The following is a 25,253-nucleotide window of genomic DNA, read 5'->3' as shown; positions in this document are numbered from 1 at the left end:
TTTTAGTGCTCGCCACGCAAGCCGCTGGTATGAGCGTAGCGGACGATTCGACGGAGGACCACGGGCACCACCTACCGGCCGTGGAAGACTGGCCGAAGGGCTTCGGCGAGGCCAGCTGGTGGCCATTCATCACCGCGCTCGGCGCCGCCGGCTTCTACCTCGGCGCCGCGCTGTACGTACTCGGGCGCGGGCAGAACGCGCTCGTCGGGCCGATGGTCGGACCGGGCGTGTTCGTGGCCAGCACGTTCGCCTTCCTCACGGGGCTCTACGGCTGGGTCTACCACGCGTTCGTGAAGGCGTACTGGAGCAAGGACGCCGGACACAACAGCGCGCTCCGGTGGGGGATGATGCTGTTCCTCGGCACGGAAATCGCGACGTTCGGCGCCGGGTTCGTCTACTACTTCTTCATCCGCGCGGGGAGCCAGTGGACGACCGCCGTCGAGGCCGTCCCCGATGGCTTCCTCGGCGCGCTCGTCATCGGGAACACCGCCATCCTCGTGGTGTCGAGTTTCACGCTGCACTTCGCGCACGTCGCGCTCCGGAAGGGCAACCGGAGTCGCTTCCTCGCGTTGCTCGTGTCCACGCTCGTCCTCGGCGTGGTGTTCATCGCCGGCCAGATTTACGAGTACTACGAGTTCATCGTCCACGAGGGCCTCACGTTCTCCGGCGGGATGTTCGAGAGCGCGTTCTTCGGGCTGACCGGGCTGCACGGCCTCCACGTCACGCTCGGCGCCGTTCTCATCGGTATCATCACCGTGCGCGCGTTCCAGGGTCAGTACTCGGCCGAGCGCCACACCTCGGTGAGCACCGTCTCGATGTACTGGCACTTCGTCGACGCCGTCTGGATCTTCCTCGTCGTCGTGCTGTACGCCGGCGCGGTCGTGTAACGCGGGCTTTTTTCTCGGTCGCCGCGAACGTCGCGGCATGCCAATCGACCCCGACGAGTTGCGCGAGCGCGTCGACGCGCCGCTCGTCCACCGGGAGTCGTGTCCGAGCACGAACGACGTCGCGCGAGCCGAAGGCAGAGACGGCGCGGCTCACGGGACGTTCGTCGTCGCCGACGAGCAGACCGCGGGCCGCGGTCGCACCGGGAACGTCTGGGCGTCTCCGCCGGGCGGCGTCTGGTCGAGTACGCTCGTTCGGCCGGCGTTCGACGCGCGCCACGTCGGCCGTCTCACGTTCGCCGGCGGCCTCGCCGCCGCGGAGACCGCCGAGGCGTTCGGCGCCGACGCCCGCCTAAAGTGGCCCAACGACGTGGTCGTCGAGTCGGACGGCGAGCGCGCGAAACTCTGTGGCGTCCTCACGGAGGCCGTCGTCGACGAGGTGCCGATTGCGGGCAAGCCCGTCGACGACGTGCTCCCTGGTACCGACCCGGCCGACGCCGACCTCTCCTTTGCGGTGCTCGGCGTCGGCGTGAACGCGAACCCCGCGCCCGACGACCTCGACGTCGACCGGCCGGTGACGACGCTACGGAACGAGGTCGGCGACGTGGACGAGACCGAGGTCGCGGCGACGCTCCACGACCGCCTCCTGGACTGGTCGTCGCGCGTCGAGTCCGACGCCGGCTTCGAGGCGGCGGTCGACGCGTGGCGCGACCGGAGCGCGACGCTCGGCGAGCGCGTGCGCGTCCAGCGCCGGAACGGCGACGACGTGATCGGTGACGCCGTGGCGGTCACGGACCGCGGCGCGCTCGTCGTCGATACCGGCGGCTCGCGAGTGGAAGTGACGGAAGGAGAGTGTGCGCGACTGCGGCGCGCTTAGACGGAGACGTTCTCGGGGTCCTCGACCCACTCCTCGTACTTCTCTTCCTCGACGACCTCGATGGTGCCGAGCATCTCGGAGTGGCCCTGCCCGCAGAACTCAGCGCAGTAGAGCTGGTAGGTGCCCTTCTCGGTGACTTCGGTGATGAGGTAGTTCGTCTGGCCCGGCACTGCGTCGGCCTTCAGGCCGATTTCGGGCGCGTGGAACGCGTGGATCACGTCCTCGGAGTGCGTCCGTATCACGAGTTTGGTGTCCTCGGGTATCACCATCGGTTGATTCCCGACGTCGACGCCGCTGACAGCCGGCCCGGAGCTGGTCGTGAGGTTCTCCTCGGGGTACTCGTACTTCCAGTACCACTGCACGCCGACGGTGTCCACGACGACGGTGTCGTCCTCGGCGATGGCCTCCTGAGCGTCTGCCTGCGTGGCGGTGACGGCGGTCTGACCCATCACGCCGTAGGCGGCGACACCGACGAACAGCAACACGACGGCGGTGGCGACGGTCCACGTGATCTCCAGTCGGCGGTTCTCCTTGGTGGGTTTCGCCTCGTCCGCGTTCCGGAACTTCCAGACCGTGTAGACGAGGATGCCCTCGACCAACAGGGTGATTGGGAGCGCGGCCGCGAGCATCATCGAATTCAGGTCGCGGATGAGTTCCTCGGTCACCGACTGGTACTGCGCAGCGGCGACCGGGTCCACGAAGGCGACGAGGAACCCGACGGCGGCGACGAGAACGGGAGCGAGCCGCTTGCCTCTCATACTGTTCGCAGGTTGGGAGTGGTTCCATAAATAGGTGCTGAATCCCCGCGTCCGCGAGTCGGACAGGCTAAGTGTACCCGGTCGTAATCCCCGGACGAGAGACGCACGTGACTCGACACTCACCAGACCGGTTCACCGCCGTGCTCGCCGCGGCCGCGATGGGCGTCTACACCCTGCTCGTCGTCGGCGCGACGACGGCGCTGACCGGCGCGGCGGACGCGTGTCGCTCGTGGCCCGCGTGTGGCGGGCGCTGGTACGCCCTGGACTCCACGTCGCTCGCCATCGTCTGGGGCCACCGCACCGCCGCTGTCGTCACCGGGCTGCTCGTGGTCGCCGCCACCGTCATGGCGTGGCGGCGCGGCGAATCCACGCGGGTTCGGGGCGCCGTGAGCGCGGCGTTCCTGCTGTACCCGGTGCAGGTCGGGGTCGGCGCGCTCACCGCGACCACCGGGTCGTCGGCGGCGCTCGCCGGCGCGCACCTCGCGCTCGGCGTCGCCATCTTCGCGTCGCTCGTGCTCGCGCTCGCGTGGACGCTGGAAACCCAGACGGGCGACCTGCCGTCCAAGGAGTGGGAGGGCGCGGCTCGCGGCGACGACGAACCCGCGACCCAGCCGGGCACCGGCCCGCTCGCGACGGCGTACGCGTACTTCCGCCTGATGAAGCCGCGGTTGATGTGGCTGCTCTGTCTGGTCGCGTCGGCGGGCATGGCGCTCGCCGCCGGGAGCGACCTCCAGACCGGGACGGTGCTCGCGACGCTCGGCGGCGGCGTGCTCGCCATCGGTGCGTCCGGGACGTTCAACCACGTCCTCGAACGCGAGAAGGACAAGAAGATGCAGCGCACGAACGACCGCCCGGTCGTCACCGACCGCATCCCGATTCGGAACGCAGTCGCGTTCGGGGTCGCGCTCGCGGTGGCGTCGCTGGCGGCGTTCTACGCGGTGAACGCGCTCACCGCCTTCCTCGGGCTGACCGCCATCGTGTTCTACTCCGTGATTTACACGCTCGTGTTGAAGCCGAACACGCGACAGAGCACGGTCATCGGCGGCGCGGCGGGCGCCCTGCCTGCGCTCATCGGGTGGGCGGCGGTCACCGGGAACGTGGGCGTCGCGGGCATCGCGCTCGCGACGGTCATCTTCCTGTGGACGCCCGCGCACTTCTACAACCTCGCGCTCGCGTACAAGGACGACTACGAGCGCGGCGGCTTCCCGCTGATGCCCGTCGTGAAAGGCGAGGCGACGACGCGCAAGCACATCCTCTACTACCTCGGCGCGACGCTCGTCTCCGCCGTGGCGCTCGCCGCGCTCACCGGTCTCGGCGCGCTGTTCGCGGGGACCACCGTCGCGCTGGGCGCGGTGTTCCTCTACTTCGCGGTGCGCCTCCACCGGGAGCGCGACCGCGCCGCCGCGATGCGGTCGTTCCACGCGTCGAACGCCTACCTCGGCTGTCTGCTCGTCGCCGTCGTCCTCGACGCGATGGTGGTCTGAAATGAGTGTGAACGTGTCCGCCGACGGACTGGCGCCCTCGAGCAAGACGCTGTTGTACGGCGCGCTCCTGTTGAACGGCGAACTCGCGCTCGTGTTGTTCTACTTCTCGGTGTCGAGTTCCACGCCCGCCGACCTCGCGTTCCTCGCGTACCCCTTCGTGTGGATAAACGCCGCCATCTGGGGGGTTTCTCGGGTGGACCTCCCGGACGCGCCGGCGAAGCGCAAGTGGGGGGCGTTCGCGGTCGGTGCGGCGTACTTCCTGTTGCTCGGCGGCGTCGGCGGCCTCTACATGCTCCACGGCGCCGGGCTCGGCGCGCGAATCGCGTGGCTCTCTCCCGGCTGGGGGCCGGCGCTCGTCTACAGCGGGACCGGCCTGACGGTGAGCCTGCTCCCGTTCAAGGTAATCGGCTACGGGGCGCTCGCGTACCTCGTCGTCGCGACGATACTCGATGCCACCCGGTCCGGCGTCGCGGGCTTGCTCGGTCTGTTCGCGTGCGTGAGTTGTACGTGGCCGGTCGCTGCGACGCTGCTCACGGGCGCGTTCGGGAGTGCGTCGGCGCTCGCCTCGGTCGCCACGAACCAGCCGTACGCGCTCTCGACGGCCATCTACGTCTCCTCGGTCGTCCTGCTGGCGTGGCGCCCGACGCGGTAGGGTCCGCGGGCGCGCCGAAGTCGCAGTCCTTTATTCGACTCGCCACCCAGCCAGAGACATGGATTCGGTACTCGTCGCCGACGGCGTCGCGAAGTCGTACGGCGACACCGCCGCGCTCGCGGGCGTCTCGCTGGCCGTCGACGCGGGCGAGGTGTTCGCGCTCGTCGGGCCGAACGGCGCGGGGAAGACGACGCTCGTGCGCTGTCTCACCGGCACCGCGACCCCCGACGCGGGCGACGTGTCGCTGCTCGGGGCGGACCCGCGGGCGGCGCGCAAGCAGCGCGTCGGCCTGCTCCCGCAGGACTTCTCGCCGCCCGACCGGCTGACCGCGAGCGAACTCGTCGCGTACTACGCGGGCCTCTACGACGACGCCCGCGACCCGGACGCCGTGCTCCGCGAGGTCGGCCTCGACCCGGACTCGGAGACGTGGTACGGCGACCTCTCGGGCGGCGAGAAGCGCCGCGCCTGCGTCGCCGCGGCGCTCGTGAACGACCCGGACGTGCTGTTCCTCGACGAACCGACGACCGCCGTCGACCCGGCGGGGCGGCGCGCGCTCTGGTCGCTGTTCGAGGACCTCGCGGACGCCGGCACCACCATCCTCCTCACCACCCACGACATGGCCGAGGCCGAACGGCTCGCGGACCGCGTCGCCCTGCTCGCTGACGGCGCGGTGGCGGCGACCGGTACGCCGAGCGAACTCGTCGCCGACCACGCCGGCGACCCCCGACTCGTCGTCGACACCGACGCCGATTCGGCCGACTTCGGCGACCCCGGCGGCTCCGGTTTCGCGCCCGAACGCACCGAGGAGGGGCTCGTGTTCCGGGACGTGTCGCCCGAGGACATCGGCGACGTGGTCGCCGCGCTCGACGACGCCGGCGTCCCCTTCGAGGCGCTGTCGTGGCGCGAACCGACGCTTGAGGACGCGTACCTCGCGCTCGCCGGTGCCGCCGAGCGCGCGGAGGTGACGCGATGAGCCGCGCGAAGCGCGTGCTCGCGGAAGCCACCGCGACCTACCGGACGTTCCTCCGGCGGCGCACCGCGGTGTTCTTCACGTTCTTCTTCCCCGTGTTGCTCATCGTCATCTTCGCCGGGCTCGTGCGCACGCAGTCCGGGAGCGGCGGCCTGTTCTCGGAGCCGACCGGCTACTACGTCCCCGGCTACCTCGCGACGGTCGTGTTGTTCACGCCGCTGTCGCGGGTCGGCAGCACGGTCGCGCGCCACCGCGAGGGTAACCGCTTCGAGAAACTCTCGACGACACCGCTCACGCGCGCCGAGTGGCTCGCCGCGCACTCGCTCGTGAACGTCGCGCTCATCGCCGCGGCGTGTTTCGTCCTGCTCGTCGCGCTCCTGCTCACGGGCGCGCAGTTCACGCTCTCGCCGTGGCTCGCCGTGCTCGTGCCCGTCGCGTCCGTGCTGTTCTGTGGCATCGGGGCGGTGCTGGGGAGTCTCGCGGACGGACAGGACGGCGCCATCGCCGCGAGCAACGGCGTCGCGCTCCCCCTCTTGTTCCTCTCGGAGACGTTCGTCCAACCGGACCTGTTCCCTGCGTGGTTCCGGCCGCTACTGGATTTCTCCCCGCTCGTCTACTTCTCGCGGGGCGTGCGCGCCGCCACCTACTCGGGTGGCGACGTGACGACGAACGTCGCGGTTGTCGTCGCGCTCGCGGTCGTCGCGTTCGGCGTCGGCGCCGCGCTCATTCCGTGGACGGAGTGACTCACTCCGCGACGAGTTCGCCGACGCGGTCCGAGACGGCGAGCAGGACGGTCGCGACGAAGAAGACCAGCGCGAGCACGCCGACCGATAGCGCGCCCGTGAACATGACCGCGCGGAGTTGGCTGCCGGCGCCGACGACGGTGTAGGCGCCCGCGAAACAGCACGCGACGGCGACGCTGACGGCGGTCGCGCGTGTCGTCGCGGTTCTGACGCGGACGACGCGCGGGGACGTCACGTTCGTCGGCGTCGTGGCGTCCGGGGACGCGAGCGACGTGTCGTTCGTGAAGTCGTCGGTGGCGGCGTCGCCCGCGACGAACGTCGTCCCCCAGCAGTTCTCGCAGGGCGGGTCGGGGTCGCGCTGGCGCTTCCCGCAGTCCTTACAGCGCCACGTCTCCGCGTCGTCGGGCGTCTCCGAGTCGGTGGGTGTCGCCGGACCGTCCGGCGCGTCTGCCGTGCCCATCGGTACTACGTGCGTGTACCGGGCTTTTGAATCTACCCGACTGGCGTCACCGCACCGTCCACGTGTAGACGTGGTTGAGCATGAAGTACGTGACCACGCCGAGGAACAGCGACAGCGCCCACGACGTGACGGCGATGCGGCCGTACTTCGCGTGACTCGTCTCCCGGAGTTCCTCCGGGGTGTGGGTCAGCCCGAGAATCACGGCGTACAACACGACGGGAACGGCGACGACGGAGAGGAAGATGTGGACGCCGAGCATCAGGAGGTAGAGCAGTTCGACGGTCCCCGCGTACTGACCGAGGAACATCCCCTCCTCGATGACGATGGACTTCTCGAAGCCGCCGCCGACCTTCCAGAGGTAGAGCACGAGGAACGCGCAGATGAGCCCGAACGCGGTGAGCATCGCAACGCGGTGTTTCCGAACCTCGCCCCGCTTGATGAACGCGGCGCCCGCGAGCAGACTGGTGAGCGCGAGCGTGTTCACGACGGCGATGGCGTCCGAGAACAGCAGTACGGTTTCCCGGGAGAGGTCGGGGAACAGGGGGATGAGTCCTTCGAAGGCGCCGATGACGAGCGCGTACCCGATGACCGAGAGGACGGCGGTGAGGCGGCGGGGGTTCGCTCTCGCGTAGCCGGAGAGGTCGGCGGATGCCATACCCGGCGTTTGGGAGGCCGGGGTCTACCCGCTTTCGCTTCAACCTCAGTTGTTGTAGTACAACCGAGGCGTGGCCCGAGTCCGTTAGAGTGAAACCCTCATCCGGCGAAATCCGGGACATGAGTCAGGACGCTCAACGGAACATCCGGTGTCTCGTGGCCAAGGTCGGCCTCGACGGCCACGACCGCGGCGCACACGTCATCACGCGGGCGTTCCGCGACGCCGGCTTCGAGGTCATCTACTCCGGGCTCCACAAGGCCCCCGAGGAAATCGTGCAGGCGACGGTCCAGGAGGACGTCGACGTACTCGGCATCTCCATCCTCTCGGGCGCCCACAACACGCTCGTCCCGAAGATTATCGAGGGCCTAGAGGAGTACGACGCGTTCGACGACACCCTCCTCATCGTCGGCGGCATCATCCCCGAGGAGGACCGCCCCGGCCTCGAGGAGGAAGGCGTCGACGCCGTCTTCGGCCCGGGCACGCCGATGGAGGAGACCATCGAGTTCGTCCGGGAGAACGTGAAGCGACGTGACTGAGATGGCGACCACCGACGAGCCCGAACTCGTCCGAGAGTTGCTCGCGGGCAAGCACCGGGCGCTCGCTCGCGCCATCACGAAGATAGAGAACCGGACGCCCGGCTACCGCGACGTGGTGTCGGCGCTCTACCCGCACACGGGCGACGCCGACGTCATCGGCATCACCGGCAGCCCCGGCTCCGGGAAGTCGACGCTGGTGGACAAGATGGCGAAGACGTACCGCGACCGCGGGCTGACCGTCGGCGTCATCGCCGTCGACCCGTCCTCGCCGTTCACGGGCGGCGCGGTGCTCGGCGACCGCATCCGGATGTCCTCGACGGCGACGGACATGGACGTGTTCTTCCGGTCGATGTCCGCTCGCGGCAGCCTCGGCGGGCTCTCGACGGCGACCGCGGACGCGGTGAAAGCCCTCGACGCGTTCGGGAAGGACAAGATAATCATCGAGACGGTCGGCGCCGGGCAAAACGAGGTCGACGTGGTGAAGACCGCGGACACCGTCGCGGTGCTCGTGCCGCCGTCTTCCGGCGACGACGTCCAGATGCTGAAGGCGGGCATCCTCGAAATCGGGGACGTGTTCGTCGTGAACAAGGCCGACCTCGCGGGCGCGAACCAGACCGTCACCGAACTCCGGAACATGCTCGACCTCCGGGAGGGCGAGGAGGGCGACTGGGAGCCGGAAATCGCCGAAACCGTCGCGAAGGACGGCGACGGCGTCGACGAACTGCTCGACGTGTTCCAGTCCCACGCGGACTGGCTCGACGACTCCGGGCGCCGCGCGGAGAAGCGCCACACCAGGTACGCCGAGGAACTCCGGAACCTCCTCCGGGAGGACGCCAGCGAACTCCTCGAAGCCGAAATCGAGGCGCGGGGCGGCATCGACGACCTCGTCGCGCGCATCGACGCCGGCGAGACGACGCCGTACGAACTCGCGGACGACATCGTCGCGCCCGTCGCGGACGCGCTCGGCCGCGACCGTCACAACGGCTAAACGACTGGCGGTCCTCGATTCTCGCATGCGACTTCGCAGACTACTCGCCGGAGCCGTGGGTGGCCTCGCCGTGACCGAACTGGCCAACCGCGCCCTGCGCGCCCGCGCCGGCACCCTCCAGCCGGCGCTCGGCGGCGACCAGCGCACGCACCGGTGGCGCGGCTTCGACGTGGCGTACGCCGAGGCTGGCGACCCGGACGCCCCTGACGTGGTCCTCCTGCACGGCGTCCACGCGGCCGGGTCCAGCCGCGAGTTCGCGGACGTGTTCGACGCGCTCGCCGAGGACTACCACGTGCTCGCCCCCGACCTCCCCGGATTCGGGCGCACTGACCGGCCCGCCGTGGCGTACACGTCGAACCTCTACGAGGGGTTCGTCGCGGACTTCCTCTCCGAGGTGGCCGACGATCCGGTCGTCGTCGCGTCCTCGCTCACCGGGTCGTGGGCCGCGATGGCCGCGAACGACGCCGACGTGTCGGGGCTCGTCTTGGTCTGCCCGACCGCCGACACCGGCGCGCGCCGCCCGTGGGTGCGCCGCCTCGTCCGGACGCCGGTCGTCGGCTCGGGGCTGTTCAACGCGCTCACGAGCAAGCCCGCGCTCCGGAAGTTCGACGAGCGCGACGGCTACTACCGCGCCGACCGCGTCACCGACGACCTCGTGGACTACCAGTGGCGGACCGCCCACCAGTCCGGCGCGCGGTTCGCGCCCGCGTCGTTCGCCGGCGGCTTCCTCGACCCTCAAGTGGACCTCGCGGACGAACTCGCCGCCGTCGACTGCCCGGTGACGCTCGTCTGGGGTCGCGAAGCGAAGATTACGCCGCTCTCCGAGGGCCGTCGGCTCGCCGAGGAAGTGGACGCGCGGCTGGTCGTCCTAGACGACACGAGTCTCCTCCCGCACGCGGAACAGCCCGAGTCGTTTCTCGAAGCGGTGCGCGAGGAACTACCGCAACTCGAACGCCACTAACCGGTCGCCCTCCGTCGCCGTCTCGGTGACGGTCGGCGCGACCGTCGACCCGATTTCCACGTCCTCGGGGTCGGCGAGCACCTGCCCCGTGACTCGCACCGGCCCGAAGTCCACGACGGCGACGACGTACGGCGCGTCGTCGGCGAACGACGGCGTCGGCACGTGAATCTCGGTGCAGGACTCGACGGTCCCGGTCTCGGGGAGCGGTTCCTCCGAGAGGTCGCGGCTCGCGCAGTGCGGGCACGCGCGCCGCGGCGGCAGGCTGCCGTGGCCCTCGTCGCATTCCACGTAGTAGCCCTCGCCGTCTGCGAGCGCGTCCACGAAGTCGTCGTAGCCGGCGTCGCGAACGTCGCTCATGCTTCCACCTCCTCTAAGACGTGGACGACTGCACTCGCCACGGTCCCACCGGCGTTGTGCGCGACGGCCGTGGTCGCGTCGGGGACGTGCTCGCTGTTCACGTGGTCGCCGCGCAGGAGTTTCGTCAACTCCGCGACCTGGCTCGTGCCCGTCGCGCCGACCGGGTGGCCCTTCGCCTTCAGGCCGCCCGAGAGATTCACCGGGAGGTCGCCGTCGCTCGTGGTGACGCCCCGCCGGGCGGCGTCGACGCCCTCGCCGGTCTCGAAGAAGCCCAGCGACTCGGTCGCCAGCACCTCCGCGATGGTGAAACAGTCGTGGACCTCCGCGAGGTCAACGTCGTCCGCGCTCACGCCGGCGTCCTCGTACGCCTCCTCCGCGGCGTCGGTCGCGGCCGGGGACGTGGCGACGTCCTCGCGGTCGTGGAGCGCCATCTTGTCGCCGCCCTGCCCGGTGCCCGTGACCGCCACGGGCGCGTCGAGGTCCTCGGACTCCGCGTACGCCTCGCCGACGAGGACGACCGCACTCGCGCCGTCCGTGACGGGACACGCGTCGTAGAGGTGGAGCGGCGACGCGACCGGCGGCGACTCCATCGCGTCCTCGACGGTAATCTCCTTTTGGTACTGCGCGTGGTCGTTCCCGAGCGCGTTCGCGTGGTTCTTCACCGCGACGTGCGCGAGGTCCTCGCGGGAGCCGCCGAACTGCTCGAAGTACGCCGACGCCATCAGCGCGTACGCCCCCGGGAACGTCATCCCCGCGCGCACCTCGTAGAGGTCGTCGGCCGCGATGGCCAGCGCCTCCGTCGACTCGGCGGTCTCGAGGTTGTTCATGCGCTCGGCGCCGCCGACGACGGCCACGTCGACTTCGCCGTTGCGCACGTCCCGGACGGCCTGCCGGAGCGCCACGCCGCTGGACGCACACGCGCTCTCGTACCGCGTGGCGGGCGCGTCCACGCCGAGCGCCTCGGCGGCCAGCGGGCCCTGGTGGCCCTGGTGCTCGCTGAGTTCGCCCATGAAGTTCCCGTAGTACACCGACTCGACGTCGCCGGCCGCCACGTCGGCGTCGTCGAGCGCGGACAGCCCTGCCTCCGCGAACAGGTCGCGGCTCGTTCGCTCTGGGTGGTGACCGAAGTGGGTCAAGCCGACCCCGGCCACGCGGACGTTCGTCATACTACACGATTGTCCGAGAGGGTTCAAAAGGTGTGCGGAACCGGGGGCGATGCGACACTAACTTTCATGTACGTGAACGTATCACATTCACGGGTATGCCCTCCACCACCGCTCGCACCGGACGGACAGTCGCACCGCCCGCCAACCCTGACTCGTGACGATGCGTCGACGCGCCTTCCTCGGTGCGCTCGCCGCCGGCACCGCCGGCACGACGCTCCCCGGCTTCGGCGCCGGCGCGTCCGCGACCACTGCCGACCCGCCGCGAATCGACCCCGCGTTCGTCGTCAACGCGCCCGGTACCGAGGAGATACTCCCCGGCGCAGACGGCCGGTACGTGTACGGCGCGGCCGGCGATCGGCTCCTCGTCGTCGACTTCGACACCCTCGACGAACCGTCGGTCGTCGCCGAGGTCGAACCCACGTTGGACAGCGACGCGATGGGCGGCGTGGGCGACCTCGTCCGCGACGGCGACCGCGTCGCAGTCGTCGGGCCGACCGGCCTCGCCGACGGTGATCCGCCGTCCGGAGCCGCCGTGTTCGACGTGAGCACCCCGACAAGTCCCGAGCAGGTCGTCGAACTCCAGACTGACCACAGCATCCACAACGCCGCCTTCGGCGACGGTGTCCTCTACATCACCGCGAACCTCCGCGAGCACTCGCCGATGGTCGCGTACGACCTCGCCGGCGACGAACCGACCGAGGTGTCGACGTGGTCGGTCGTCGACGCGAACGATGACTGGGCGGCCGTCCCGAGCACGCTCCACCAGACCCACGACGTCACGGTCCGCGACGGCTACGCGTACGTCTCGAACTGGGACGCCGGGACGTGGCTCGTGGACGTCTCGGACCCGGCAAACCCCAGCGCCGTGTCCCAAGTCGGCGGCGTCGACCCCGAAGCCTACGAGTCGCTGAGCAGGGACGAGGCGTTCGCCCGCCTCCGAACCGTCCCAGGGAACGCCCACAACATCGCGCTCTCCGACGACGGGTCACTGCTCGCGGTCGGCCGCGAGTCGTTCGGCGACGGGAGCGGCGACGACTACAGCGGCCCCGGCGGCATCGAACTGTACGACATCGGCGACAAGTCCAGTCCCGAGCGGACGAGCGCGCTCCGACCGCCCGTCGTCACGAACGGGGACGGCGAGAAGAGCGTCTCGACGGCGCACAACTGCCACTTCCGCGGTGACCGCCTGTACGCGGCGTGGTACGAGAGCGGCGTCCGCGTCTACGATGCGAGCGACCCCACCGCCCCGGAGACCCTCGGCGCGTGGGCGTCACCGAGAACTACGTCGTTCTGGACGGCGGTCCCCCTCGACGAGGGGTTCGTCGCGTCCAGTTACTACGACCCGTCTGCGCCCGAGAGCGCGCGGCGGGACGGCGAGAACGCGAGCATCTACGCGTTCCCCGAACCCGACGCGAGCGACGCCGTGGCCGCGACCACTTACGAGGTGAACGCGACCGGCGTCCCCGAGCAGGTGCCGCTGTTCGACTTCTCGCGTGTCGAGACGACCACGACAACCACCGACACCGCCGCGAACACGACTGCCGCCACGACGACCGAAGCGACCACGGAGGTCACGCCGGCCGACCCCCCGCCGACGACCACCGAGTCGACGGACGAGTCCTCGGGCGGTTCGACGCCCGGATTCGGCGTCGGCGCCGCCGTCGCTGGCACCGCACTCGCGGCGCTCCACCGACTCCGCGACGACTGACGGGGCGCCGGCCGCCTCCTACATCCCCATGTCGGCTGCCGCGTCGGGTACCGGTAGGTCGTTCGGCGCGACGCCGAGCAGTTCCGCCGCGTGGTCGAGCGCCATGTCGAAGCCGTAGTACCGCTCCAGTTCGTCGCCGTCGGCCGTCGGGCGCACCTTCAACATCGCGTACCCCTCGACGTTCTGGGCGACCGCGGCGGTCCCGCCCGGCCCCGAGAACTCGAGGACGCGCTCGGTCTCCGTCTCGTAGTACCGGGCAGTGACGCCGTCGGCCTCCGCGGTCTCCTCGGTCATCGCCGGAGGTTCGACCGGCGCCGGCAAAAACACGGCGACTGGCGGCCCGCTCCCGGCCGATTCTGCCACCGCTCCGAATCGTTTTCACGGCCGGAGCCCTCGGTCGATTCGATGCGAGCAGCCGAACGGAGGGCCAGCGGTGGCTGACGTCGACCAGAGGGGCGACCGGCCAGACGCGACTGGGGACGGCAACGGCGAGCAAATGACGTTCACACTCGCGGGATTCCGGGAGGGGTTCGTCGCCGGTGCCCCGGTCGCGCTCGGCGTCGCCGGCTACGGCGTCGTCTTCGGCGTCGTCGCCGCGGGCGCCGGACTGAGCGTCGCCGAGGCCGCGCTGATGAGCGCGGCCGTGCTCGCCGGCGCCGCCCAACTCGTCGCCGTCGAACTCTGGGCCGACCCGATTCCGGTGGTCGCAGTCGTCACCACGACCGCCATCGTGAACCTCCGGTACGTCCTGATGGGCGCGGCGCTCCGGCCGTGGTTCGAGGACCTCACGGCCGGCCAGGCGTACACGAGCCTGTTCTTCTTCGCGGACGAGAACTGGGCGCTCACCGTCGCCAAACTCCGCGAGGGCAGCACCCGCGGCGCGTTCCTGCTCGGGAGCGGCGTCGTGCTCTGGCTGCTGTGGGTCGCTTCGACGGTCGTCGGCGTGACCGCGGGCGACCTCGTCGGCGACCCCGCGCAGTACGGCCTCGATTTCGTCGTCACCGCGCTGTTCCTCACGCTCGCCGCCGGCTTCTGGGAAGGCCGCGAGTCGCTCCGGCCCTGGCTCGCGGCCGCGGCCGTCGCGCTCGCACTCGACGCCCTCGCCCCAGGCCAGTGGTACATCATGGGCGGCGCGCTCGCCGGCGCGGCCGTGGAGGTGCTGACTCACGATGACTGACGCGCTCGCACTCGACCCGGCCGTCGTCGCCGTGGTTCTCGCGATGGCCGTCGCCACTTACGGCACGAAGAGCGTCGGCTACTGGGTCGTCGGCCAGGTCGACCTCTCGGACCGCGTCGAGGCCGGCATCGACGTGCTCCCCGGTGCCGTCGTCGTCGCCTTCGTCGCGCCCGCGCTCGCCCGCGGCGGCCCGCCGGAGTGGGCCGCCGCCGCCGCCACGCTCGCCGCCGCCCGGAAGACGGGGAACCTGTTGCTGTCCCTCGCCGTCGGCGTCGGCACGGTCCTCGCGTTCAGAACCGCACTGTGAGAAGGTGAACTGACCGCGTTACTTCATCAGCCGGCGCGCGATCGTATTCCGGAGCACCTCGCTGGTGCCCTCGTAGATTTCGTTGAGTTTCGAGTCGCGGTAGTACCGCTCCACGTCGAAGTCCTTCGTGTAGCCGTAGCCGCCGTGAATCTGGATGCCCTCGTTCGTGACCTCCCGGCTGATTTCGGAGGCGTACAGTTTCGCCTGCGCGGCGTCTTTGATGAAGTCCTCACCGCGCATCTTCTTGTCAGCGGCCTTGTGCATCAGCAACTCGGCGGACTGAATCTTCGTGTCCATGTCCGCGAGCTTGTGCTGGATGGTCTGGAACTCCGAGATGGGCTGTTCGAACTGCTCGCGGTCTTGAGCGTACTCCAGGGAATCCTCGAGGGCGGCGCGCGCGAGGCCGATGGAGCGCGCGGCGATGGTGATGCGCCCGCCGTTGAGGGTTTCGAGCGCGTGCGTGAAGCCGTCGCCCTCCTCGCCGAGCAGGCGGCTCTCCGGGATGCGCATGTCGTCGAACCGGAGTTCCGCGGTCGGACAGCCCTTGTCGCCGAGTTTGTCCTCGGTGCCCTCGACGTAGAAGCCGTCGTCTTCCTCGGGTCGCACGACGAACGAGGAGATGCCGCGGTGGCCGCCGTCGGGGTCGGTCTTCGCGAACAGCGTCACCGTGTTCGCGACGCTCCCGTTCGAAATCCAGAGTTTGTCGCCGTTGACGACGTACTCGTCGCCGTCCTTCTCCGCGGTCGTCTCCATCGACGGCACGTCGGAGCCGGCGCCCGCCTCGGAGAGCGCGAACGCGCCGACGTCGTCGCCGCGGTTCATCGGCGCGAGGAACTCGGTCTTCTGCTCGTCGTTCCCGTACGCGTTCAGCATGTTCCCCGCGAGGCTCGTGTGGGCCGCGACGACGGTGCCGAGGCCGCCGCTTCCGCGCGCAATCTCCTCGAGCGCGATGGCGTAGGAGTGGTAGTCGAGGCCCGCGCCGTCGTACTCCTCGGGGAACGGCATCCCCATCAGGCCGAGTTCGCTCATCTCCTCGACGAGGTCCCACGGGAACTCGTCGTCCGCGTCGATTTCGGAGGCGCGCGGTTTCACCTCTTCGTCGACGAACTCCGCGACCATGTCGCGAATCTGCTGTTGCTCGGCGGTGAGGCTGAAGTCCATGCTTGAACCTCGCCGCGTCCGTCCTTTACTTTTCTCATCGACGCACGCCCAATCCCTTTTTGCACTCCGCCCCTAAGGGGCAGAGAGTGATGGACAGAGGGCAGTCCTCGAGGACCGGCGCAGCGGAGCGCGCTTGGTGTCACGAGGCCGTACAGGACGTGTCGCGCACGTTCGCGTTGACGATAGAGGCACTGGAAGAACCGATGGCGTCCCGCATCTGCGTCGGCTACCTCCTCTGCCGGGTCGCGGACACCGTCGAGGACTCGACCTCGATTCCGCCGCGGGAGCAGGCGTCGCTGCTACGGACGTACGACGCCGTTCTCGACCCAGAGAGCGGGGTAACTCCCGCGGAGTTCCGCGCGGAGATAGCCGACTACGTCCCCGAGGACCCGGACGCGGACTGGACGGTCGTCGCGGAGACGCCGCGCGTGTTCCGCGCGTTCGACAGCCTCGACCCCGACGCGAGAGAAGCGATTCGACCGACCGTCCGCGAGATGGCGACCGGGATGGCGTCGTTCGTGGAGCGCTACGAGGACGCCGGCGGTCTCCGCATCCAGTCGCCGGACGAACTCGAGGAGTACTGCTGGTACGTCGCGGGCACCGTCGGCGAACTCGTCACGGAACTGCTCGCGGGCGACGCGACCACCGACGAGGCCGAGGCGATGCGGGAGAACGCGCGGTCGTTCGCGCTCCTCCTCCAACTCGTGAACGTCGCGAAAGACGTGCGCCCGGACTACCGCGAGGAGAACAACGTCTACCTCCCGGCCACGTGGCTCGACGAACACGACCTCGACCCCGAGGAGGTCGCCGAGCCGTCGAACGCCTCCCGCGTCGGGTCGGTCGTCGAGCGCGTGACCGACCGCGCCCGCGGCTACGTCGACGGCGCACAGCGCTGGCTGGAAGTGATGCCGACCTCCAGCGGGAACACGCTCGCCGCGTGGACGGTGCCGTTCCTGCTCGCCGTCGGCACGATGCGCGAACTCCGCGACCGCCCCGGCGACGTGGTCGCGGACGGCGACGTGAAGGTGTCCCGCGAGGAGGTCGCGGCCGTCCTCGAGCGCGTCTACGGCGACTTCGACCGCGCCGCCATCGGGACGCTGCGCGAGCGCATCGCCACCAGCCAGCTCTCCTGAGCGCGCGACTCGCGCAGCACCTGCCCCTGTCCGCGGTTTTCGCCGGTTCGAAAACCACTCCCAGCGACAGCCACTGCACAACGGCGACCACCCACCAAGATATACACGAACGTGGTTATTATCTAGTTCTGTTTCGGATATAGTAGCACGTTTCCGCAACTTACTAAGTCGAGGCTCTCACAGCGAGCACATGGCGACAGACTCCTCGGAGGGAAGCGGGCCGTCATCGGGCCCGAGAATCGCGTACGGCATCGAAGAGCAACCGCCGCTCCCGAAAGCGACGCTTCTCGGCGTTCAACACGTTCTTGCGATGTTCCTCGGGAACGTCGCGCCCGCAATCATCATCGCCGGCGCGCTCGGCGCGCTCTCCGGCCAGACTGCCTACCTCGTGCAGGTCGCGCTCGTCGTCGCCGGCGCCGCCACCATCGTCCAAGCCTACCCCATCGGCCCCGTCGGCGCGCGCCTCCCCATCGTCATGGGCACCAGTTTCCCGTTCGTCGGCGCCATCATCGGCATCGGGAACACCTACGGTCTCGCCGCCGTCTTCGGCGCCTGCCTCGTCGGCGCGCTCGTCGAATCCACCATCGGCTTCTCCTTCGGCCGCGTCAAGCAGTTCTTCCCGCCGCTCGTCAACGGCATCGTCGTGATGCTCATCGGCCTCACGCTCATCCCCGTCGGCATGGACTACCTCGCCGGCGGCGCCGGCGCCGCCGACTACGGCGCCATCGAGAACCTCGCGCTCGGCGGCCTCGTGCTCGCGGTCACGCTCGCCCTCAACCAACTGTTCGACGGCTTCCTCCGCATCGCCAGCGTCTTCGTCGGCATCGTCGCCGGCTACCTCGCCGCCATCCCCCTCGGCATGGTCGACTTCTCGGCCGTCCAGTCCGCCGGCTGGCTCGCGCTCCCCGAACTCCTCCCGTACGGCGTCGCCTTCGAACCCGGCGCCATCGTCACCGTCACCTTCCTCTACGTCACCACGGCCATGGAGACCATCGGCGACATCTCCGGCACCACCAGCGCCGTCGGCCGCGACGCGACCGAAGACGAACTCAAGGGCGGCCTGATTGCTGACGGCGTTATGAGCGCCGTCGGCTCGCTCGTCGGCGCGTTCCCCAACACCTCCTTCTCCCAGAACGTCGGCCTCGTCAACCTCACCGGCGTCGCCAGTCGTCACGTCGTCGCCATCGGCGGCGCGTTCCTCCTCGTCCTCGGCTTCGTCCCCAAGGTCGGCGCCGTCGTCTCCGCCATGCCCGCGCCCGTCCTCGGCGGCGGCGCGCTCCTCGTCTTCTCCATGATTTTCTCCAGTGGCGTCCGCATCATCTACGACGACGTCGCCCTCACCCACCGCAACATGACCATCGTCGCGACTTCCATCGGTCTCGGCCTCGCTGTCAAACTCCGCCCCGAAGCCCTCGCCCAACTCCCGCAGGACGCCCAACTGTTCTTCGGCTCCGGCCTCATCACCGGCGGCTTCGCCGCCCTCATCCTCAACGTCGTTCTCCCCGAAGACGCGCCCCTCAGCGACCGCACGGCCGCAGACACCACCGTCTCCGCCGACGACTAATTCGCACTTTTTGCGCTGCACGAGGCGCGGCGTGGCCGCGCCTCGTTCGGCAAAAACTTGCGGAAAAAGCGGCGTCGGACCCCACTTCGGGGGTCCTCGCCGCCTGCGCTCGCTCCGCTCGCGCAGTGAATCGCGGCGCTCGGGACCTTCGGACCACTCGCGCCGCGAATGCTAGCCGGACGGCGCGCGTAGATTCAAATAGCAAGCCGGGACCATCCCGGCGCGTGACCTGAGCAATCGACCGGTGTGCGCACCCGGAACGGCGGCGTCGCACGCCGGAGTCGTCAGTCGCCTGCTCGCCCTAGTCGTACTCGTAGAAGCCCTTGCCCGTCTTCTTCCCGAGGTCGCCGGCGTCGACCTTGCGCTTGAGGAGGTACGCGGGCTTGTAGCGGTCGCCGAGTTCCTCGTGGAGCGTCTGGCTCGCGTCCAGACAGATGTCGAGGCCGATGTGGTCGGCGAGTTCGAGGGGTCCCATCGGGACGTTCGTGCCGAGTTTCATCCCCTTGTCCATGTCCTCCTTCGAGGCGACGCCCTCGTCGTACGCGCGGATGCCCTCGTTGATCCACGGCATCAGCACGCGGTTGGTCACGAACCCGGGCTTGTCGTCGGACTCCCACGTCTCCTTCTCCAGTTCCTCGGCGAACGCGTGCGCGAACGCCACGACCTCGTCGTCGGTCTTCTCGCCGCGGACGACTTCGACGCCCGTCATGATGGGGACGGGGTTCATGAAGTGGAGGCCGACGACCTCGTCGGCGCGGTCGGTCGCCGACGCGATGGTCGTAATCGAGAGCGTCGACGTGTTCGTCGCGAGCGCCACGTCCTCGGGGAGTTCGTCGTCGAGGTCCGCGAAGATGTCCTGCTTGATGTCCATGTTCTCGACGGCCGCCTCCACGACGAAGTCACAGGACGCGAGGTCCGAGAGTTCCGTCGTGCCCTCGATGCGGTCGAGGACGTCGTCTTTCTCGCCCTCGGTGAGTTTGTCCTTCGAGACGAACCGGTCGAGGGAGTCCTCGATGCTGTCGAACCCGCGCTCGACGTACTCGGTCTCGATGTCCCGCATCACGACGTCGTAGCCGTTCGTCGCGGCGACCTGCGCGATGCCGGCGCCCATCGTGCCGGCGCCGACGACGCCGACGGTGTCGATGTCTTCGAGTGCTCGCATAGTCGTGAGGTGCAACGGGCGCGCACCTAAGCGTTCGGAAACGTGGAAACACTCAAGCCCCTCCGGTGGCTTCCATCCGGCAACCGTGCCACCGGAGGACCCCCGCGAGGAGTTACTCGACTTGCGCTGTGTCGGCCCGGCGACGGCCGACGTGCTGGCGGCCGCCGACGTGGACGCGGCCGCCGTCGAGTCGAAGGCCGTCTCGCACGCCGACCTCGTGGAGGCCGGCGTCAATCCGGGGGTGGCTGCGCGCATCCGCCGCGAGCACTCCCTCCAGTGGTCGTTCGAGGGCGGGCAGGACTTAGACCGGCGCGCCGAGCAGGTCCGAGGCCTCCACGACGAGGAACGCGAGTGGGTCGCCGCGAGCTACGGCGCCGACGACGCGGAGGCCGACGGGAGCGGCGGCGCTGCGGCCGAAGAGGCCGCGTGGCAGGACCGCGACCCGTCCGGCGGCGGCTCCGAGGCCGAGACGGATACCGCCGAACGCGACGAGGCGGCGTGGCGCGACCGTTCGTGGCCGAACGGCGACGACAGCGACGAGGCGGCGAGCGACGAGCGCGAGTGGCGCGAACAGTCGACGCCGACGCCCATCACCGCGCTGGACGGCGTCGACGAGGAGGCAGCCGAGCTGTTGTCGCGGGCCGGCGTCACGTCGGTCCGCAGTCTCGCGACGGCGCACGTCGAACACGTCGCGGACTCGCTGGAGGTTCCGGCCGAGCGCGTGGCGGCGTGGAAGGACGCCGCGAGGAGCGCGGAGCAGTTCACTCGGTAGAGAGTTAACTTCCGGATATCGGGCGCGTGGCGCCCGCTCGCGGACAGTTAGACACTTATACGTCCTCGCCGCACGTTGAGTTGATGCGCCCCTTCGAGGACTCTCCGATTTCGCGCGACGGGAAAGTACTGATTCTCGCGTACGACCACGGGCTCGAACACGGTCCCGTGGACTTCGAGGACGTGCCGGAGACGATGAACCCCGAGACCGTCTGGGAGACCGCGACCCACGACGCGGTGTCCGCCCTCGCGGTCCAGAAGGGCATCGCGGAGGCGTACTACCCGTCCTACGAGGACGACGTCAACCTCCTGGCGAAGCTCAACGGCACGTCGAACCTCTGGATGGGCGAACCGGACTCCGCCGTGAACTGGTCTGTCGACTACGCGGCGGAGGTCGGCGCGGACGCCGTCGGCTTCACGATGTACGGCGGGTCGAACAAGGAAGTCGAGATGGCCGAGGAGTTCCGGAAGGCCCAGGAGGCCGCTCGGAAACACGACCTGCCCGTGGTGATGTGGTCGTACCCGCGCGGACAGGGACTGAAAAACGACAAGAAGCCCGACACCATCGCGTACGCGGCGCGGCAGGCGCTGGAACTCGGCGCGGACGTCGCGAAGGTGAAGTACCCCGGTAGTTCCGAGAAGATGGAGTTCGCCGTGGACATGGCGGGCCCGACGCAGGTCGTGATGTCCGGCGGGTCGAAGACGAGCGACCGCGACTTCCTCTCGACCGTGAAGGGCGCCATCGACGCCGGCGCCGTGGGGCTGGCGGTCGGGCGGAACGTCTGGCAGCGCGAGAACCCGACCCAGTTCCTCGACGCGCTGGAGGCCGTCATCTACGAGGAGACGAGCGTCGAGGAGGCGCTGTCCCGAATCTGATGTCGGGGCCGGTGGAGCGCGTCTTCGACGCCGCCGCGGACGCGGCGCCGGAGATTCGCGGCGGCCTGCCGGAGCGCCGCGCGAAGGCGGAGTCGGAGAACGAGAGCGGCGAGGTCCAACTGGAGGCGGACGTGTGGGCCGACGACCTGCTGTTCGACCGCATCGCGGACATCGAGGGCGTGAACTGGTACGCGAGCGAGGAACGCGAGGACGTGTTGACTGTCGGGGACGCCGACGACGGGTACGCCGTCGCGCTCGACCCGCTCGACGGCTCCTCGAACGTCAAGTCGAACAATCCCTGCGGGACCGTCGTCGGCGTCTACGACCAGCCCCTGCCGGCGCCCGGCAGCAGCCTCGTCGCCGCCGGGTTCGTGCTGTACGGCCCGACGACGACGATGGTGGTGGCGCGTGACGGCGAGGCGACCGAGTACCTCGTGGAGGCCGACGGCCGCACCGACCTCGGGCCCGTGGAACTCCCCGAGGAGCCGACGGTGTACGGGTTCGGCGGGCGCGTGCCCGATTGGACCGAGGCGTTCGAGGCGTTCGTGCGCGACGTGGAGGACGACCTGAAGCTCCGGTACGGCGGCGCGATGATCGCCGACGTGAACCAGGTGCTGGTGTACGGCGGCGCCTTCGGCTATCCGGGTCTGCGGTCGGCGCCCGAGGGGAAACTGCGCGCGCACTTCGAGTCGATGCCGGTGGCGTACGTCGTGGAGTGCGCGGGCGGCGCGTCGAGCGACGGTTCGGGGTCTCTCCTCGACCTCGACCCCGACAGCGTCCACGAGCGCACGCCGACGTTCGTCGGTCACCGCTCGGTGATGGACGACCTCGAAGCCGCGCTATCGGACTGACTTTGAGGTAGCGGCCCCTTTTTCGGAGCATGTGTGGCCGGTACGCGCTGTTCACCGAACCCGACGACCTCGCGGCGGCGTTCGACCTGACCGAGGCGACGTACGAGCCGACGTACAACGCCGCGCCGAGCGAGGAGTTGCCGGTAATTCTCGACGAGTCGCCCGAGCGCGTGGCCTCGGCGCGCTGGGGGCTGGTGCCGTCGTGGTCCGACGGGCCGCGGGAGAGCCCCGACCCCATCAACGCCCGTGCGGAGACGCTCACCGAGAAGCGCCACTTCCGGGAGGCGTACCGCGAGCGCCGGTGTCTCGTGCCCGTCGACGGCTTCTACGAGTGGGGCGCGGACGGCGGCGGGAAGACGCCGCACTTCGTGTCGCGGGCGGACGGCGAGCCGTTCCTGCTCGCGGGCCTCTGGGAGACGTGGACGCCCGAGCAGAAACAGACCGGTCTCGGCGAGTTCGGGTCGGGCGGACCGAGTCGCCAGGCCGACACGGTGCGCTCCTTTACCGTCGTCACCACCGAGCCGAACGACTTCTTGACGGACTACCACCACCGGATGGCGGTGATACTGGACCGCGAGGCCGGCCAGCGGTGGCTGACCGCTGACGACCCACAGGGGTTACTCGAACCCCGAGACGCCGAACTGCAGGCGTGGCCGGTCTCCGAGGCCGTGAACGACCCGTCGAACGACCGACCGGGGCTCGTGGAGTCGGTCTCGTAATCTGGGAGACGGGCGAACACACTTGGTGACAGCCCGCGAACCAGTCTGGTATGACTGGCATCGAGTACGCGGACTTCGTGGACACCGGCTACCGGCCGACAGACACCGACCTCGTCTGCGAGTTCGTGCTGGAACCGGGCGAGGGAATGGACATGATGGACGCCGCGGGCCGCGTCGCCTCGGAGAGTTCGAACGGCACGTGGGCGGCGCTGAACGTCTCCGACCGCGTCACCGAACTCAGCGCGACGGCGTTCGACGTGGGCGACGGCCGCATCGCCGTGGCGTACCCCGGTGCCCTCTTCGAGGGCGGGAACATGCCACAGGTGCTGTCCTGCATCGCGGGCAACATTATGGGGATGAAGGCCGTCGAGTCGATTCGGCTCGCGGACTGCGAGTGGCCCGAGGAACTGGCCACGTCGTTTCCCGGCCCGCAGTTCGGGTCGCGCGTGAAGACCGAGATTCTCGACGCCGAGGGGCGGCCCGCGACCGCGACGGTCCCGAAGCCGAAGGTCGGCCTCTCCACCGAGGAGCACGCGCAGGTCGGCTACGACGCGTGGGTGGGCGGCGTCGACCTGCTGAAAGACGACGAGAACCTGACGGACCAGTCGTTCAACCGCTTCGACGAGCGCGTCAAGCGGTCCTTCGAGATGCGTGACCGCGCGGAAGACGAGACGGGCGACCGCAAAGACTACCTCGTGAACATAACGGCGGAGACGGAGACGATGCTCGACCGCCTCGAACTCGTCGCCGAGCAGGGCGGCGGGTTCGTGATGGTGGACGTGGTGACGTGTGGCTGGTCGTCGGTGCAGACGGTCCGCGAGCACGCCGAGAAACACGGGCTCGCGATTCACGCCCACCGCGCGATGCACGCGGCGTTCGACCGGCTGGAACACCACGGCGTGTCGATGCGCGTGCTCGCGCAGGTCGCCCGGCTCTGTGGCGTCGACCACATCCACACCGGGACCGCGGGCCTCGGGAAACTGGAGAACGAGGACACGGTCGGCATCAACGACTGGCTCAAGTCCGACCTCTACGGGACGACCGACGTGTTGCCGTGTGCGTCGGGCGGCCTCCACCCGGGCATCGTCGAGCCGCTGTTGGACGCCATCGGGACGGACGTGATAGTGCAGGCGGGCGGCGGCATCCACGGCCACCCGGACGGGACGGCGGCAGGCGCTCGCGCGTTCCGGCAGGCCATCGACGCGTACCAGGCGGGCGTCCCGGCCGCCGAGTACGCCGAGGACCACGCGGAACTGGCGGCGGCGCTCGACAAGTGGGGAACCGACACGCCGCGCTGACGAGTCGAGGACGGTAGAATGCGCACTCGGCCGCTCCGCGGGCCGCCGGCGGGCGCCGGCGGCGCGGAGGGTGTCAGAGGCACAGCCGGTGTATCCACACCAGCACGCGACTGTTTCCACGCAGACTCCTTTACGTTACTCGTTGGCGCACTCTCCGAAACTTACGGTATGGTATTTAAGTTTTTCGTGCCTTTATGCCACATTTTTTGTATCAGCGTTCGTATGAAGCACCAGTGACCAGTCCGCCGTCGGACACCCTCGACCTCGTCGTTCGCCGCGCCGACCTGCTCGGCGAACTCCGAGACGGCCCCCGCACGAAACCCGAGTTAGTGGCGGGACTCGCCGTCTCCCGGTCGACGGTCGACCGCGCGGTCCGGACTCTCGAATCACGCGGCCTCGTCGAACGCCGCGGCGGCGTCTCGCTGACGCTCCGCGGGCGTCTCGCGCTCGAAAGTCACGAGACGTTCGCTGACAGCGTGAGCGCGCTCCGCGACGCCGAGTCGGCCCTCGAACCGCTCCCGGCAGCAGCCACCATCGCCCCGGAGCTGTTGGCCGGCGCGACCGTCGAGAACCCCGACCGGGACGCGCCACAGCGCGCGACCACGTCGTTCCTCGCGGAAGTCGAGCGGGCGGAGGCGATCCGCGGCTTCCCGTCCGCGGTCCTCCCGCCGACCGTCGACGTGTTCCACGAGCGAATCGTCGACCACGGCGCCACGGTCGACCTCACGGTCCCCGAGAGCGTCCTCGACGAACTCCTCGCGTCCCACAGCGACCGCGTCCACGAGGCGCTCGACAGTGGACGGTTCACGCTCCGCGAAGCCACCACCGAACTGTCGTACAGCCTTCTGCTGGTCGAACAGCCCGCGCGCACCGTCGCAACCGCGCTCGTCTACGGCGACCACGGCCTCGCCGCCGTCGTGAAAAACGACACCGAGGACGCGGTCGCGTGGACCGAGGACGTCTACGCGGACCTGCGCGAGGACGCGAACCCGCTGCCGACGTAGCGCCGCCTGCCGTCTCCCCACGCCTTATGCC

28 protein-coding genes are annotated in these 25,253 nt (G+C 69.5%); 20 read left to right on the top strand and 8 right to left on the bottom strand.

The features are described 5' to 3' along the window. Window positions 1-29 precede the first annotated feature (29 nt). Both LT972_RS09305 and LT972_RS09300 read left to right on the top strand, forming a co-directional pair. Window positions 30-887, top strand: coding sequence for a cytochrome c oxidase subunit 3 (locus LT972_RS09305; protein ID WP_232569759.1), 858 nt, complete (start codon window positions 30-32; stop codon window positions 885-887). A gap of 37 nt (window positions 888-924) precedes the next feature. Beyond that, window positions 925-1,761: a biotin--[acetyl-CoA-carboxylase] ligase gene (locus LT972_RS09300; protein WP_232569757.1), complete on the top strand. Its 837-nt coding sequence runs from the start codon at window positions 925-927 to the stop codon at window positions 1,759-1,761. Here the strand turns inward: LT972_RS09300 and coxB are convergent. Then, window positions 1,758-2,519 carry a cytochrome c oxidase subunit II gene (gene coxB, locus LT972_RS09295; RefSeq protein WP_232569755.1) on the bottom strand — a complete coding sequence of 254 codons (762 nt, stop codon included), beginning with the start codon at window positions 2,517-2,519 and terminating at the stop codon, window positions 1,758-1,760. The two genes, LT972_RS09300 and coxB, sit on opposite strands and share 4 nt — an antisense overlap. 158 nt (window positions 2,520-2,677) lie before the next feature. Between coxB and cyoE the strand changes: the two genes are divergently transcribed. Genes cyoE through LT972_RS09275 form a run of 4 tightly spaced genes read left to right on the top strand, consistent with a single transcriptional unit; the run spans window position 2,678 to window position 6,368 of the window. Next, window positions 2,678-4,003, top strand: coding sequence for a heme o synthase (gene cyoE / locus LT972_RS09290; RefSeq protein WP_232572666.1), 1,326 nt, complete (start codon window positions 2,678-2,680; stop codon window positions 4,001-4,003). A gap of 1 nt (window position 4,004) precedes the next feature. Continuing rightward, window positions 4,005-4,655 (top strand): DUF7546 family protein, encoded by a 651-nt coding sequence (locus tag LT972_RS09285; protein ID WP_232569753.1) that lies wholly within the window; start codon window positions 4,005-4,007, stop codon window positions 4,653-4,655. A gap of 58 nt (window positions 4,656-4,713) precedes the next feature. After that, on the top strand, window positions 4,714-5,628 hold the full coding sequence (locus LT972_RS09280) for an ABC transporter ATP-binding protein (protein WP_232569751.1): 915 nt from the start codon (window positions 4,714-4,716) through the stop codon (window positions 5,626-5,628). Further along, window positions 5,625-6,368, top strand: a complete 744-nt coding sequence (locus LT972_RS09275) for an ABC transporter permease (RefSeq protein WP_232569750.1) — start codon at window positions 5,625-5,627, stop codon at window positions 6,366-6,368. Before LT972_RS09280 ends, LT972_RS09275 begins: the two co-directional genes overlap by 4 nt. A 1-nt stretch (window position 6,369) precedes the next feature. Here LT972_RS09275 and LT972_RS09270 read toward each other — a convergent pair whose 3' ends face one another. Both LT972_RS09270 and LT972_RS09265 read right to left on the bottom strand, forming a co-directional pair. Further along, window positions 6,370-6,828, bottom strand: a complete 459-nt coding sequence (locus LT972_RS09270) for a hypothetical protein (RefSeq protein WP_232569748.1) — start codon at window positions 6,826-6,828, stop codon at window positions 6,370-6,372. 46 nt (window positions 6,829-6,874) lie between these two features. Continuing rightward, on the bottom strand, window positions 6,875-7,483 hold the full coding sequence (locus LT972_RS09265; protein ID WP_232569746.1) for a DUF420 domain-containing protein: 609 nt from the start codon (window positions 7,481-7,483) through the stop codon (window positions 6,875-6,877). 119 nt (window positions 7,484-7,602) lie between these two features. On the opposite strand from LT972_RS09265, the gene LT972_RS09260 reads away from it, so the two are divergent. From LT972_RS09260 to LT972_RS09250, 3 genes are read left to right on the top strand one after another with little or no spacing between them, the layout of a single operon-like run. Next, window positions 7,603-8,019 (top strand): cobalamin B12-binding domain-containing protein, encoded by a 417-nt coding sequence (locus LT972_RS09260; RefSeq protein WP_232569744.1) that lies wholly within the window; start codon window positions 7,603-7,605, stop codon window positions 8,017-8,019. Between the two features lies 1 nt (window position 8,020). After that, a complete protein-coding gene (meaB, locus tag LT972_RS09255; RefSeq protein ID WP_232569742.1) occupies window positions 8,021-9,007 on the top strand; it encodes a methylmalonyl Co-A mutase-associated GTPase MeaB in 987 nt (328 codons plus the stop codon). Window positions 9,008-9,032: 25 nt separating this feature from the next. After that, a complete protein-coding gene (locus tag LT972_RS09250; RefSeq protein ID WP_232569740.1) occupies window positions 9,033-9,968 on the top strand; it encodes an alpha/beta fold hydrolase in 936 nt (311 codons plus the stop codon). Here the strand turns inward: LT972_RS09250 and LT972_RS09245 are convergent. Together LT972_RS09245 and LT972_RS09240 are read right to left on the bottom strand one after the other, a co-directional pair. Beyond that, on the bottom strand, window positions 9,945-10,325 hold the full coding sequence (locus tag LT972_RS09245; protein ID WP_232569738.1) for a Zn-ribbon domain-containing OB-fold protein: 381 nt from the start codon (window positions 10,323-10,325) through the stop codon (window positions 9,945-9,947). The two genes, LT972_RS09250 and LT972_RS09245, sit on opposite strands and share 24 nt — an antisense overlap. After that, a complete protein-coding gene (locus tag LT972_RS09240) occupies window positions 10,322-11,491 on the bottom strand; it encodes a thiolase domain-containing protein (RefSeq protein WP_232569737.1) in 1,170 nt (389 codons plus the stop codon). Before LT972_RS09240 ends, LT972_RS09245 begins: the two co-directional genes overlap by 4 nt. A gap of 160 nt (window positions 11,492-11,651) precedes the next feature. Here LT972_RS09240 and LT972_RS09235 point away from each other — a divergent pair, with 160 nt between their 5' ends. After that, entirely contained in the window at window positions 11,652-13,199 is a 1,548-nt protein-coding gene (locus LT972_RS09235) for an LVIVD repeat-containing protein (RefSeq protein ID WP_232569735.1), read from the top strand. A gap of 18 nt (window positions 13,200-13,217) precedes the next feature. Here LT972_RS09235 and LT972_RS09230 read toward each other — a convergent pair whose 3' ends face one another. Then, window positions 13,218-13,493, bottom strand: a complete 276-nt coding sequence (locus LT972_RS09230; RefSeq protein ID WP_232569733.1) for a DUF7111 family protein — start codon at window positions 13,491-13,493, stop codon at window positions 13,218-13,220. A 202-nt stretch (window positions 13,494-13,695) separates the two neighbouring features. Here LT972_RS09230 and LT972_RS09225 point away from each other — a divergent pair, with 202 nt between their 5' ends. Continuing rightward, window positions 13,696-14,376 (top strand): AzlC family ABC transporter permease, encoded by a 681-nt coding sequence (locus LT972_RS09225; RefSeq protein ID WP_232572665.1) that lies wholly within the window; start codon window positions 13,696-13,698, stop codon window positions 14,374-14,376. Next, complete coding sequence (locus LT972_RS09220; RefSeq protein ID WP_232569731.1) at window positions 14,369-14,683, top strand: AzlD family protein; 315 nt, start codon at window positions 14,369-14,371, stop codon at window positions 14,681-14,683. The genes LT972_RS09225 and LT972_RS09220 overlap by 8 nt, the downstream gene beginning before the upstream one ends. Window positions 14,684-14,701: 18 nt before the next feature. Here LT972_RS09220 and LT972_RS09215 read toward each other — a convergent pair whose 3' ends face one another. After that, entirely contained in the window at window positions 14,702-15,844 is a 1,143-nt protein-coding gene (locus LT972_RS09215) for an acyl-CoA dehydrogenase (RefSeq protein ID WP_232569729.1), read from the bottom strand. A gap of 89 nt (window positions 15,845-15,933) precedes the next feature. Here LT972_RS09215 and LT972_RS09210 point away from each other — a divergent pair, with 89 nt between their 5' ends. Then, on the top strand, window positions 15,934-16,977 hold the full coding sequence (locus tag LT972_RS09210; RefSeq protein ID WP_232569727.1) for a phytoene/squalene synthase family protein: 1,044 nt from the start codon (window positions 15,934-15,936) through the stop codon (window positions 16,975-16,977). 190 nt (window positions 16,978-17,167) lie between these two features. Continuing rightward, window positions 17,168-18,541 (top strand): uracil-xanthine permease family protein, encoded by a 1,374-nt coding sequence (locus LT972_RS09205; protein ID WP_232569726.1) that lies wholly within the window; start codon window positions 17,168-17,170, stop codon window positions 18,539-18,541. Window positions 18,542-18,842: 301 nt separating this feature from the next. On the opposite strand, the gene LT972_RS09200 is transcribed toward LT972_RS09205, so the two are convergent. Next, entirely contained in the window at window positions 18,843-19,703 is an 861-nt protein-coding gene (locus LT972_RS09200; protein WP_232569724.1) for a 3-hydroxyacyl-CoA dehydrogenase family protein, read from the bottom strand. 85 nt (window positions 19,704-19,788) lie between these two features. On the opposite strand from LT972_RS09200, the gene LT972_RS09195 reads away from it, so the two are divergent. The 6 genes from LT972_RS09195 (at window position 19,789) to LT972_RS09170 (ending at window position 25,222) form a co-directional block, all read left to right on the top strand. After that, window positions 19,789-20,475, top strand: a complete 687-nt coding sequence (locus LT972_RS09195; RefSeq protein WP_232569722.1) for a DUF7409 domain-containing protein — start codon at window positions 19,789-19,791, stop codon at window positions 20,473-20,475. An 83-nt stretch (window positions 20,476-20,558) separates the two neighbouring features. Then, window positions 20,559-21,350, top strand: coding sequence for a class I fructose-bisphosphate aldolase (locus tag LT972_RS09190; protein ID WP_232569721.1), 792 nt, complete (start codon window positions 20,559-20,561; stop codon window positions 21,348-21,350). After that, window positions 21,350-22,201, top strand: coding sequence for a class 1 fructose-bisphosphatase (locus LT972_RS09185; protein ID WP_232569719.1), 852 nt, complete (start codon window positions 21,350-21,352; stop codon window positions 22,199-22,201). The genes LT972_RS09190 and LT972_RS09185 overlap by 1 nt, the downstream gene beginning before the upstream one ends. Before the next feature lie 29 nt (window positions 22,202-22,230). Continuing rightward, window positions 22,231-22,920, top strand: coding sequence for an SOS response-associated peptidase (locus LT972_RS09180; protein WP_232569717.1), 690 nt, complete (start codon window positions 22,231-22,233; stop codon window positions 22,918-22,920). Window positions 22,921-22,970: 50 nt separating this feature from the next. Beyond that, entirely contained in the window at window positions 22,971-24,218 is a 1,248-nt protein-coding gene (gene rbcL, locus LT972_RS09175) for a type III ribulose-bisphosphate carboxylase (RefSeq protein WP_232569715.1), read from the top strand. Window positions 24,219-24,451: 233 nt separating this feature from the next. Then, window positions 24,452-25,222, top strand: a complete 771-nt coding sequence (locus LT972_RS09170; protein WP_232569713.1) for a helix-turn-helix transcriptional regulator — start codon at window positions 24,452-24,454, stop codon at window positions 25,220-25,222. Window positions 25,223-25,253: the final 31 nt, after the last annotated feature.

Source organism: Halobacterium litoreum (genome assembly GCF_021233415.1).
Classification (GTDB): Archaea; Halobacteriota; Halobacteria; order Halobacteriales; family Halobacteriaceae; genus Halobacterium; species Halobacterium litoreum.
This window is presented reverse-complemented; position numbering and strand designations above follow the sequence as displayed.